At 62.6% G+C, this 12560-nt stretch carries 9 protein-coding genes and 1 tRNA gene; 2 read left to right on the top strand and 8 right to left on the bottom strand.

What is annotated here, in order from left to right; translation table 11 throughout:
• Positions 1-40: 40 nt before the first annotated feature.
• Positions 41-1261 carry an ABC transporter substrate-binding protein gene (locus IVB29_RS14435; RefSeq protein ID WP_247504316.1) on the bottom strand — a complete coding sequence of 407 codons (1221 nt, stop codon included), beginning with the start codon at positions 1259-1261 and terminating at the stop codon, positions 41-43.
• Between the two features lie 232 nt (positions 1262-1493).
• Between IVB29_RS14435 and IVB29_RS14430 the strand changes: the two genes are divergently transcribed.
• Positions 1494-1847, top strand: a complete 354-nt coding sequence (locus IVB29_RS14430; RefSeq protein ID WP_247504023.1) for a hypothetical protein — start codon at positions 1494-1496, stop codon at positions 1845-1847.
• A 35-nt stretch (positions 1848-1882) separates the two neighbouring features.
• Complete coding sequence (locus tag IVB29_RS38500) at positions 1883-8182, top strand: S8 family serine peptidase (protein ID WP_276576854.1); 6300 nt, start codon at positions 1883-1885, stop codon at positions 8180-8182.
• An 83-nt stretch (positions 8183-8265) separates the two neighbouring features.
• Here the strand turns inward: IVB29_RS38500 and IVB29_RS14410 are convergent.
• From IVB29_RS14410 to IVB29_RS14380, 7 genes are all read right to left on the bottom strand, one after another.
• A tRNA-Phe gene (locus IVB29_RS14410) sits at positions 8266-8341 on the bottom strand.
• 183 nt (positions 8342-8524) lie between these two features.
• Positions 8525-8707 carry a DNA gyrase inhibitor YacG gene (yacG, locus tag IVB29_RS14405; protein WP_247504314.1) on the bottom strand — a complete coding sequence of 61 codons (183 nt, stop codon included), beginning with the start codon at positions 8705-8707 and terminating at the stop codon, positions 8525-8527.
• A gap of 144 nt (positions 8708-8851) precedes the next feature.
• Entirely contained in the window at positions 8852-9481 is a 630-nt protein-coding gene (locus IVB29_RS14400; RefSeq protein ID WP_007597557.1) for a Maf-like protein, read from the bottom strand.
• A gap of 146 nt (positions 9482-9627) precedes the next feature.
• Positions 9628-10095: an arsenate reductase ArsC gene (locus tag IVB29_RS14395; protein WP_247504022.1), complete on the bottom strand. Its 468-nt coding sequence runs from the start codon at positions 10093-10095 to the stop codon at positions 9628-9630.
• Between the two features lie 69 nt (positions 10096-10164).
• Complete coding sequence (locus IVB29_RS14390) at positions 10165-10662, bottom strand: UPF0262 family protein (protein WP_247504021.1); 498 nt, start codon at positions 10660-10662, stop codon at positions 10165-10167.
• Complete coding sequence (gene hisD / locus IVB29_RS14385; protein ID WP_247504020.1) at positions 10659-11954, bottom strand: histidinol dehydrogenase; 1296 nt, start codon at positions 11952-11954, stop codon at positions 10659-10661. Before hisD ends, IVB29_RS14390 begins: the two co-directional genes overlap by 4 nt.
• Before the next feature lie 155 nt (positions 11955-12109).
• Positions 12110-12559, bottom strand: coding sequence for a DUF2948 family protein (locus IVB29_RS14380; protein WP_247504019.1), 450 nt, complete (start codon positions 12557-12559; stop codon positions 12110-12112).
• Position 12560: the final 1 nt, after the last annotated feature.

The following is a 12560-nucleotide window of genomic DNA, read 5'->3' as shown; positions in this document are numbered from 1 at the left end:
GTATGGTGGCGCGAACGGCGTCCGCTCACGGCCGGGCGGATCAATCGGTGACAATCGGTCCGAACGCCTCCCATCGATCGCCTGTGAAACGCATCATTCGGAACTCCTTGACGACACGATAATCGGTCCGGCCGGTGTTGACGGAGAGCCCCGGTAGCAGCAGATCAAGCTTCACGTTTTTCAGGCTCGTCGCTTGCGCCATGACATTCTCGCGCGAGAGATTGTCGCCGCATTGCTTCAAGACCTGCACCAGCAGCTCGGCGGCGCTATAGCCGTAGACCGTGAAGATGCTTTTCCGGTCGCCTCCCGGATAATAACCATTCATGAAGGTGCTCCATCGCTTCGTGCCTTCATCATCACGCCAAATCGGGTCAGCGGCCTCCTTGAACGAGCTCGCCGAGATGATGCCCTTTGCGTTCTCGATGCCTGCGGGGATCAGAACCGCGTCGATCGAGGACGAGCCCACGCCAAGGAGATGAACGGGCTTCCAATCAAGCTCTGCCATCTTTCTGATGACCTGGGCGGCGAATTTCGAGGCAGCCATGTTGACGAGGACATCGACACCGGCCGCCTTGAGCCGCACGACCTGCGAGTCGACGGTCGGGTCCGATACATCGTATGAAGCGTCACTGACGATGAGTTCGCCTGCCCTTGCACCGAGTGCTTCCTTCAACCCGGTCAGATAATCCTTGCCGCTTTCATCGTTCTGATAGAGCAGGCCGATTTTGGCATTCGGATAGTTGTCCAGGATGAAGCGCGCGTAGACGCGAATCTCCGTGCGCAGATTGGGAGCAAATCCCATCGTCCAGGGGAAGTTGATCGGATCCTCAAAACGCGTCGATCGCCCGGCCACGAAGAGCTGAGGGATCTTGCGGTCATTGAGATATTTCTGGACCGCGATGTTCGAGGCATTGCCGAGCGTCTCGAATGTGAACAACACTTCGTCGCTCTCTATGAGTTTGCGGACCTGCTCGACGGTCTTGGACGGCGTCGCCGCATCGTCGTAGGAAATCAAATTGATCTTGCGTCCATTGACGCCGCCATGATCGTTGATCATGCGGAAATAGGCCGCCTGCACCTTGCCGATCACGGAGGATGCCGAAAGCGGACCGCTATAGGGCATCGTCTGGCCGATCTTGATCTCGGCATCGCTTGCGCCCGGGCCATATTGACGATCACCCGCGAGCGAAGGGGTCGCGACGAAAAGTCCGGCAGCAAGGATTGCCGCTCTGGCAGCATTCATGCGCAAGCTCTTGCTCATCGCTGCAACCTCGTCGCCGGAGCGGAGCTGGCCAATCCGCTCGCCGTTCACGACATGCGTGCTCCTTCGCCGGCTGAAGAGCGAACTCATCACGCAGCCCGCGAGAAAGCTGTTCGGCCGGATTGGATCAGAACGGACAAGCGTAGTCCAAGGAGCCCTGCCCGCAGCGCGTTAGGAAATCTTCCCAGTGTTCGGCAAATGCGGGCGACACCGATTTTGTCGTGTGCCCCGAATGGATGGTTTCGAAGCGATCACAGGAAACAGCAATCGTTTCGCGCCGGTAACCGATAGTGCAGCCGCGGCTGTCGTTGCCAGTTCAACCGGCGCCGGCGCCGAAAATTTCTCCACCTTCAGGGCATGGAACCTCGGCGCGCAAGTGCGGCCTCTCTGTCTTGTGACCGGGTTCGTGGGCAACCATTGCCCAAAGCGGACCGAACTCAACCTAACGGTGGAGGCGGCCACCACTCATTTCAAATTGAATGCTTCTGCTTCGTCGCACCGGACAGAAGCGCGTGCTGACGATCGAGCAGGCGATTTGCGTGATCGGCCCAACACAACAATGAATCGATCTGCAACTACTGCGTGAATTTCAGCTCAAGACAGTCTTTGGAGATGAGATCAATGGCTTACAAAGGTTCGGCGCGCTTCCCGTTTTTCGATCTGGACACCCCATTTTACGATTTGCAGTTTTCTTTTTCCGATCCCGTGCTCGGCAACATACTGCCAACGCCGAATCTCAATTCTTCGATTGCCGATCCCATTCAGCCTGCTTCGAATGCGGCTCTCGATCAGCTTTCCTCAAACTTCAATCCCAATCAGCCGGTCATCTTCCCACCGCCTCCCGTTCTCACCCCACTTCAGCGAGGCGACTGGTATCTTGAGAATGTTGGGCAGGATCTCGGCACGCCGGGCCAGGACCTCAACGTCAAGCCCGTCTGGCAGGATTATAATTATACCGGCAAGGGCGTGCATGTCGGCATCTTCGACAGCGGCGTTCAAGGCAACCACCCCGACCTTGCGGCCAGCATAACCGGCATACCCGGGACGAATATTCCCAGTTATTCACCGACCGCGGCGGAACTCGGGAACTCCGACAACGCCCATGGCACACAAGTCGCGGGAATCATCGCTGCCGCAAACGACGGTGTGGGTGCGACAGGCATCGCCTATGATGCGAAAATTACCGGCGTTGCTTTTGATGTCGGTGGGCAGACCGATTACGGCCTCCTCAACTATTTCAAGAACTTCGATGTTACGAGCAATAGCTGGACGGACAGGCACGCTTTCGGGCTGAACTACAACCACCTCCCGCAGATCTCAGGGGCGGTCTTCGTAGCCGTGACGGCCGGGCGCGGCGGCCTTGGCACCATCATCGTTGCCGGCGCCGGCAACGATCGCGAGGGCGGGTCTGAATATGTCCGTGACGTGAACGAGACCGAGCACGGAGTCCAGCCGTTCTTTGCTACAGACGTCAATGCGGAGAATTTCAACAGCGACCCGCGGGTCATCACGGTGGGTGCCGTCGATCATAATGGCAACGTGCTCGATTACAGCACACCAGGCGCCGCACTGCTGGTTTCGGCGTTCAGCGGTCTGGGCGGCACCACCGACAATAACCAAAGAAATGGAACGGGCACCGCACCCGATGGGAAGCCGCACGTCATCGGAACCAGGGACGGCGTCCTTTCCACCGATCTGCTTGGCTGGAACGGCTACAATAACAATCCCTCGGGCGGCCTCGTTGATGGCGACTACGCGCTTTTCACGGGAACGTCTGCTGCCACCCCCGAGGTGGCGGGTGTCGTTGCGCTCATGCTGCAAGCCAATCCCGATCTCGGCTGGCGTGACGTGCGCGATATTCTCGCCTTGACCGCTCGCCATACGGGAAGCGCCATCAACGCAGCCCCGACGGGGTCCGAAAAATATATCTGGACCAATAATGGCGCCGACGAATGGAACGGCGGTGGACTTCACTTCTCGAACGATTACGGGTTCGGCACCGTGGATGCCAAGGCGGCGGTTAGCCTCGCCGAAACCTGGACCGAGCAATCCGTCTCTTCCAATCAGGCCCTTGCGGTGGGATTTTTTCATCAGCCGCTGCACATCGCCGACGCCAGTTACGTAGTCAACGCCGGCGGCGTTGTCCACAGCGAGGAAGGAGTTACGCGGTTTTCCATCAATATCGCCGACGATATCAAGATCGAGGACCTGACGCTCACCCTCACCAGCAGTCATGCGAATGTGAGCGATCTGACGATCGTGTTGACCTCGCCCGACGGGACGCGCAGCATGATGCTGGATCAGGTCGACAACGCCGACTATCAAGCCGCCATCGTCCACGGCAACGTTAATCCTATCGCCTTCCCGACCAGCGGATGGACCATGACCAGCAACCAGTTCGCGGGCGAACTGAGCGCTGGAACCTGGACCGTTGCCATCATCGACCACAACATCGGCTACACCGGCGACATTACCGGCGCCAGGCTCAACATCTTTGGCAGCGCCGACACGACCAATGACACCTACGTCTTCACCGACGAGTTCGGCACGCTCGGCAACGATCCGAAACATGGCTTTGTCATGCTGGACAATGATGGTGGGATCGACACCATCAATGCGGCCGCGGTTTCGACCGCCTCGATCATCGACCTGGAGAATGGACATTATCGTATTGCGGGTCGCGAATACTCTGGCGGCTGGGGCACGGCCGATGATTTCCACCTGCACCTGATCGAGAACGTCATCGGCGGCGACGGCGGCGACACGCTGGGCGGAAACGAGGCCGACAATCATCTTCAGGGCATGCGGGGCGACGACACGCTGCGCGGTTATGAAGGCAACGACACGCTGGATGGCGGTGTCGGCAACGACAACCTCGATGGCGGTATCGGCGATGATATTCTGATCGGCGGTGCTGGCGCTGACATACTCACCGGAGGCGATGGCTTCGACACCGCAAGCTATTCGACGTCCTCGGCGGCCGTGAACGTCAATCTGGCAACCGGCACCGGCCTGGAGGGTGACGCCGAGGGCGACCACCTCAGCGGTATCGAACATATTATCGGCAGCCTCTCGGGCGACCAGCTGATCGCCGATTCCCTTGGTGACACGCTGGACGGAAATGCCGGCGACGACGTGCTGCTCGGCGGCGCCGGAAACGATACACTCAATGGCGGCCAAGGCGACGACTCGCTGCGCGGCCGTGCAGGCAACGACACGCTGGATGGCGGCGTTGGCAACGACCATCTCGATGGCGGCACCGGCGATGACACATTGATCGGCGGTGCGGGGGCTGACGTTCTCATCGGCGGCAATGGATACGACACCGCAGACTACTCGGCATCCTTGGCGGTGAACGTCAATCTTGCAACAGGTATCGGCCTGGGAGGTGACGCCGAGGGCGACCACCTCAGCGGTATCGAACATATTTACGGCAGCCGCTTGGACGACACGCTGACCGCCGATTCCCGTGGTGACACGCTGGACGGAAATGCCGGCAACGACGTGCTGACCGGCGGCGCCGGAAACGATACGCTCAATGGCGGCCGTGGCGACGATATGTTCATGGTCGGCCAAGGCGGCGTCGACCATATCGACGGCGGCCTGGGAACTGACACGGAAAACTTCAGTCAGTCCGCCAGCGCGATCTGGGCTCAGCTCGACTCAGCGGATAGCTCGGCGGGGCCCGGGTGGACCCCGCCCAGCGATCCCCTTGCGACAGGTCACGCCTGGACAACGTCCGACGACAGTTTGTGGATCGCCAATTACACCGGCCATTTCGAAGGGATCGCCCAATCGATCGGCGTCGAAAATATCATCGGCAGCCAGTTCAACGATATCCTGGAAGGCGACAACGGCGACAACGTCATCATCGGCGGGCTCGGCGATGACGAGCTCTACGGCATGGGCGGCGCGGATACCTACATCGGCGGCACATCCGCGCACTCCAGTATCTTCGGCATCGGCGGCGATGATCTGGTCGGCTATTGGTACGCGGGTTCGGCGGTGACGGTCGATTTGGAGAATGATTCCAGAAACACCGGTGACGCCGCCGATGATCGGTTCTACGGAATCAAGGGCCTGGGTGGCAGCTTCTACGACGATGCGCTCTACGGAACCACCGGCAACAATGTGCTGATGGGTGAGGCAGGCGCCGATATCCTCGACGGACGCGAAGGCGAGGACACCGCGAGCTATCGCTGGGCCATCGAAGGGGTCACCGCTAACCTTGCCCACCCGGAGCTCAACACGGGCGATGCCAAAGGCGACGCCTACATCTCGATCGAAGATCTGCAAGGCAGCTATTTTAACGACACCCTCACCGGCGACGCCGGCGACAACAGGATCCAAGGCCTGAACGGACAAGATACTCTCACCGGCGGCGGCGGCGACGATACCTTCGTCTTTGCGCACGCCAGCGATATCGGAGGCGGCGCGACCGGCACCGCGTCCGACGTCATCACAGACTTTTCGGCCGGCGATATCATCGACCTGTCCGGCATCGATGCAATCGATGCAACGGGCCCGAAGGACAGTTTCTCCTTGATCGGCGATGCTGCATTTTCAGGGCATGCCGGCGAATTGCGGACCGGCCAGGATCATGCCACGGGCATGACCTACGTCCAGGGCGATACCAATGGCGATGGCATCGCGGACTTCCAGCTCAACTTGTCGAACCCGTACCATCTGGCGGCGTCGGACTTCCGGTTCACGCCCCCGGCGCCCGATATCTCTGGCAAGGCGGAGGACGGCTACCTCGCCGGCGCGACGATTTTCGCAGATACCAATCACGATCATGTCTTGAGCCCCCATGAGGCCGCGACCACGACGGATGGTCAGGGCAATTTCACCCTCGCGCCTGGAGATGCCCCCCTCATCGCCATCGGCGGAACCGATATTGCGACCGGCCTGGCGTTCAAAGGGTTCCTTTCCGCACCCTCCGGCGCGACGGTGATCACACCGCTGACGACATTGGTGCAGGTTTTGACGGAGAGCGGTGTCGCCGATCCTCTCGCCAAGGTGCTGCAGGTCTTTCATCTGCCTGCTGGCACCGATCTGCTTCACATCGACCCCGTTGCCATGGCCGCGGCGGGCGATCCGTCGGGTTTCAACCTGCTCGCAGCCGCGGCGGGCGTGATGTCCGATGTGGCTTTGATTGCCGCTGGTCTGGAGGGTCAATCGAACATGGCTCCGATGGCGGCGGCCACGAGTGCCTTTGCTGCCGTGGCATCGGTCATATCAGGCAATTCGAGCATCGATCCGACCGATGCCGGTCTGCTCGGGCAGATCGTGACCCTTGCCGGCCTGACCGGCGAATTTGCCGACAGTGTCACGCAGGCGCTGGTCTCGATCAACGGCCAGATCCTTGCCGCGCCAAATACTGCGTCACTGATCGCGATCCAGACCCACGCCCAAGGCGATCTCGCCGACTCCATCGCGACACCTGCGGCGCCGACGCTGACACTCGCCCACGATTCCGGCGCGTCGAGCACCGACCACATCACCAGCAATGCGACCATTGCAGTCGTAGCGGCGCCGGCCGGAGAGACTCTCGCCTACACAGTGGATGGAAGCGTCGTTGCTTCCTATGACCCCGCTGGCCTCACGCAAGGCGTCCACCACGTCAGCGTCACCCAGACCAATGCCGCCGGATACGTCTCGGCCGCCGGCGAGATCGATTTTACTTACGACACCGTCGCGCCGGGTCTCGCATTGGCCGCGCCGACCGGACCCATCATCACGGACAGGCCGACCGAGATCTTCGGCACGGCCGGGCTTGAGGATTCCGGGCGGACCGTCCAGATCAGCGAAGGCGGATCGGTGCTCGGCACCGCGATCGTGGGCTCCGACGGCAGCTGGCACGCTGATGTCATGCTCCACGGCGTCGGTGATCACACGCTGGTCGCGTCGGCCACCGACCTTGCGGGCAATACCGATCAGCTCTCGACCACGCTTGCGGCCGCCGCCAATGGGTTGCCCACCGCGGGCGGTGATCATCTCACCGCACGGGAACATACGCCACTCGTCACATCGGCCGCCGATCTTCTCGCCAACGACACCGATCCCGACGGCGACACGCTGAATCTGGTCAGCGTCGGTCACGCGACCCACGGCAACGTGGTGTTCGATGCCGCCCACGAGACCGTCACCTTTACGCCGGATGCCGGCTATAGCGGTGCCGCGGCGTTCGACTACACGATTTCCGACGGCCATGGCGGTCTGGCCACGGGGACCGTCGGCGTCAACGTCAAGTCAGGCTCCACCGGGGGCGGCTGGGGCGACGTCCACTACACGTCGTTCGATGGATTCAAATTCAACCTGCAGTCGACCGGTGATTATGTCATCGCCCATGCAACGTCCGGCCCGGAATTCGAGGTCGATGGACGCGCTGAAAATCTGGGGCACACCGGGGTCAGTTATCTGACCGCCGTCGCTGTCGAGGCGGGTGACCACCTCATCGTGTTCGACGAGGCCAAGCCGAGCACGATGCTCGTCGACGGCCATGCCGTCACGTTCGCGGTCGGCGACCGCCTCGACCTCGGAGATGGTGTCGTCATCGGCCGGGCGACAGCGACGACGCACCAGATCGAAACACCGCTCGACTTCGTTGATATGCTCGATCATGGCAGCTATCTCGATCTTTCCGTGCATGCGGGAAGCGCCCGCGAGCCCGGCAGTTTCGAAGGATTGCTCGGCAATCTCGATGGCAACGCCAAGAACGATTTCGGCCTTGCCAATGGCACGTGGCTGGCCAATCCGAACGCCAAGGTCATCGAGGGGCTGTTCGCCGATGCCTGGCGGGTCGGACCGCAGGACAACATGCTGGCGAGCCTCGGCCACGAAACTTTCACGCAAAGGCTAAGCGATGCGACGCATGATCATGCGTCGGCGATCTCCGTACACGACTGGCACATAATCTGAGCGTTTGCCGAAAGAGATCGCGGCCCGTTCCGTTTGATCGGACACTGCATCGTTCGCTGTTCTTGTGTGGGACGATGGAACTTTGGTGCCCAGGGGCGGGATCGAACCACCGACACTGCGATTTTCAGTCGCATGCTCTACCAACTGAGCTACCTGGGCGTGCTCCAAAGGGGCCAAAGCCCATCAAGCGGGCGGTTTATAGTGGGCTCGGCGCGGCCTGTCCACCCACGCTTCGCCTTTGGCTTTGCGGGGCGCGGCCCGGCTGTGCACAAGCTGGGGCGGCTTTGCCGTGGTCGATGTGCGGTACGTTCATTACGCAATCAAACCACTGATATTACTTATTTATTCTTCCCCATCCGCCTCATCGTCGCGGCCGGGGATGACGTAGGTGCCTTTCAGCCAGCGGTTCAGGTCGACGTCACGGCAGCGCGAGGAGCAGAACGGACGGGTGGCCTGCGCCTGCGGCTTGCCGCAGATCGGGCAGGTTTTGAGTGGCCCGGCGGGCTTTTTGAGCTGGTCGTCCATGATGTCGGCGGCTGACACGGGGTAAAAGGGTTCAAGAGCCTGTCGGAAAATGGGTTCCTCGGGCGGCGGCGCATGCCTCCCGCCGGGGTCGGAAAGGCCCATTCTACTGTGCATGGGGTTTGTTTTCGAGATTTTAGTTGGCGCTCACACCGCCGTGGCGTTGAGCCAGCCGAAGCGGATCGGAAATCCCTCGCCGCCCAGCAGCGTCGTGGTCTCGTAGAGCGGCAGGCCGACGACGTTGGTGTAGGACCCCACCATCTTCACCACGAAGGAGCCGGCGATGCCCTGCACGGCGTAGCCGCCGGCCTTGCCGCGCCATTCGCCGGAGCCGATATAGGCCTGGATATCGTCCTCCGAGAGGCGCTTGAAGCGGACGCGGGTCTCGACCAGGCGCTGGCGGAAGGCCTCGCGCGGCGTGACGAGGGTGATCGCGGTGTAGACGCGGTGGTTGCGGCCCGACAGCAGCCGCAGGCACTGCGCGGCTTCGTCGACGAGATTGGCCTTGGGCAGGATGCGGCGGCCGACCGCCACAACCGTATCGGCGGAGAGGATGAAGGCGCCGCGCAGCTCGTCGTCCAGCTGTACTGATTTCAGCGCCGCGTCGGCCTTGGCCCTCGCGAGGCGGTTGGCGCAGGCGCGCGGCAGCTCGCCCCGCTTCGGCGTCTCGTCGACGTCGGCCGGCCGGAGCGCGTCCGGCTCGATGCCGGCCTGGTTGAGCAGCGACAGGCGTCGCGGCGAACCGGAAGCAAGTACGAATTTGGGGCGGCCGAGCATCAGGTGATTTGGGGGATGAAGCAGGGGGTGAATTGCGCGCGGAACCTATCGGAAGGGGGCTGATTTCACAACCCGGGAACCCGGACTTTGCTGATTCGAGGTCTCCGACATGCGTGTGCCCCCAGTCTGTGACGCAGGTGTTACGGCTACCCGTTCGCCGCCCCCACCTTTGCGAACCGCCGGCGGATGCGCATCACGAGCTGGTCGCAGACCTCGCGATAGGCGGAAAGCTTCTGGTCGCGGCTGCCTTCGATGGTGGTGGGATCCTGCGTCGGCCAGTATTCGACGTCGGCGGCGAGCGTGCGGGTCAGCTCCAGCGCCTTGTGATGCGCCTCGGGCGAGAGCGTGATGATGAGGTCGAAATTCAACCCCTCCCAGTCCTCCAGCTCCTCGAACGTCTGCGGTCTGTGGGTCGAGATGTCCTGGCCGAGTTCGTCCATCACAGCGACCGCGAAGGGATCGAGCTCGCCCTTCCTCGCGCCGGCCGACTTCACGTAGAGGCCTTGCGGAAACATGTGCCGGAGCAGGCTCTCTGCCATCGGCGAGCGCACGCTGTTCATCGCGCAGGCGAACAGCACCGATTGCGGATCGCGTGCGCGTGGGGGCGCAGCCATCCGTTAGCCTTCTTGAGCAGAGGGCATGGCCTTTCCGGAAAACCGCTGCACACTTTTCCGGGCCATACCCTAACCTTTCCAGTGCAGTACGGTAATGAGCGTGAACAGCCGGCGCGAGGTCTCGAAATCGACCCGCACCTTGCCCTTCAGCCGCTCCTGCAGCGTGCGCGAGCCCTCGTCATGGATACCGCGGCGGCCCATGTCGATGGCCTCGATCTTGTCAGGCGTCGCGGTCCGGATCGCCTGATAGTAGCTGTCGCAGATCATGAAATAGTCCTTCACGATCCGCCGGAACGGCGTCAGCGACAACAGATGCGCGACCACGGGCGTGCCGTCCTCGCGGCGGATGTCGAACATCAAGCGGCTGCCGGTGATGCCGATATGCAGCGTGAACGGCCCCTTCCCATCGGCGCCCTCCGGCGCAAACAAATTCTGCTCGATCAGGTCGTAGATCGCGATCGCGCGCTCATGCTCGATGTCGGGCCCGGAACGGCCGATCGAGTCCTCGTCGAGCGTGACGCCGACGATGCGGTTCTGCGAGTCGTCCTGTTCGGGCAGCTCTGTCATGACAGATTGAGGCGCAATCCAATCGAGCGCGAATGAGCGTCCAGCCCCTCCGCCTTGCCAAGCGTCATCGCGGCAGGTCCCAGCGCACGCAGCTGGTCCGGCCCGCATTTCAGGATAGAGGTGCGCTTCATGAAATCGGCGACCCCGAGGCCTGAGGAGAATCGCGCCGAGCGCGCCGTCGGCAGCACGTGGTTGGAGCCGCCGACATAATCCCCGATCGCTTCGGGCGTATGGGGCCCAAGGAACACCGCGCCGGCGTTGCGGATTTTTGCGGCGAGCGCATCCGGGTCCGTCGTCATGATCTCGAGATGCTCGGCGGCGATCGCATCGGCCAATGGAATGGCGTCGGCGAGAGTCCTCACCATGATGATGGCGCCGAAATCGACCCACGAGGCACCGGCGATCGCGGCGCGCGGCAGCGTCTTCAATTGTGCTTCGACAGCCTTCTCGACGTCGGCAGCAAGCCGCGCGGAATCCGTGATCAGGATCGACTGCGCGCTGGCATCGTGTTCGGCTTGCGCCAGCAGATCAGCGGCGATCCAGTCGGCATTGCCGGTGTCGTCCGCGATCACCAGCACCTCCGAGGGGCCGGCGATCATGTCGATGCCGACCTTGCCGAACACCAGCCGCTTTGCGGCAGCGACATAGGCATTGCCGGGACCGACGATTTTTGCGACCGGCGCGATGGTCGCGGTGCCGTGCGCGAGCGCAGCCACGGCCTGCGCGCCGCCGACGCGGTAGATCTCGCTGACGCCACCGAGCGACGCTGCCGCCAGCACCAGCGGATTGAGCTTGCCGTCGGGTGAGGGCACCACCATCACGAGACGCGACACGCCCGCCACTTTCGCGGGCACCGCATTCATCAGCACCGAGGACGGATAGGCCGCGGTGCCGCCGGGCACGTAGAGGCCAGCGGATTCGATCGCGGTGTAGCGCCAGCCGAGCTCGACGCCGAGCGGATCGGTGAAGCGTTCGTCCTTCGGCAGCTGGCGGCGGTGATAGATCTCGATGCGGTCGCGCGCGAGCTTGAGCGCATCCAGCGTCACGGCATCGCAAGCCTTCACCGCGGCCTCGATCTCGGCGGCGGTAATGCGCAGGCCGGATGCATCGAGCTTGAGCCGGTCGAACTTCGCGGTGGCCTCGAGCAGGGCAGCATCGCCGCGCCTGGCGACGTCGTCGACAATGGTGCGCGCGGCGGCCTCGACGTCGGCCGAGGCCTCGCGCTTGGCGGCCAGGAAGGCCGCAAATCGCTGGTCAAAATCGGCGCTGCTGCGGTCGAGACGAACGGGCATTTTGGCTTGGCTTCCGGCTGGTCTTTTGAGGCGGATTGGCTCACCCGACCCCTGCTCAATGGCGCGGCGGGGAAGCTGCGTCAACCCTTGCAATCACCCCTTGGAAGACGCCGTTCCGGCGGAGGCTGAGCGGCTCGGCTGGTATACAGGCCGCCTTAGCCCTCCCCCTCGATCCCCAGTCCCGCCCCCAGCTCGTCCGACCCGAGATCAGTCAGCTCGCATTCCAGGCACTCGACGTCGAGGCGAATGGCGCCGCCCTGGGCGAACAAAAGCAGAGCACTGCCGCCCGGCTCCTCCTCGCGGCCGTCCTGGGCGTGAAACTCGATGCCGATGAGGTCCAGAATCTCGTCCGAAGCGGCAAGGTCGATGTTGCGCGATTTGCAGGCGAGCACGCGGTCGAAGCGGAGCGCTGCGACCAGCCGGCGCGGCTCAGCGTCGCCGTCCAGCGTCTGCTCCCAGTCTAGCCGGCTCATCCCGACCACCAGCCGCTTCTCGCTCTGCCGCCAGATGATATCGGCGGGCTGGACGCGGGCGTCCTGCACATGGGTCGAGATCACGGCAAGATCGTCGGCGTCGAGCGCGATCAGTTTGAGCTGGGGAGACATC

The organism is Bradyrhizobium sp. 1 (genome assembly GCF_023073315.1).
Taxonomy (GTDB): domain Bacteria; phylum Pseudomonadota; class Alphaproteobacteria; order Rhizobiales; family Xanthobacteraceae; genus Bradyrhizobium.
Note: the sequence above shows the minus strand (reverse complement) of the source record. Positions and strands in the feature narration are given on the sequence as shown.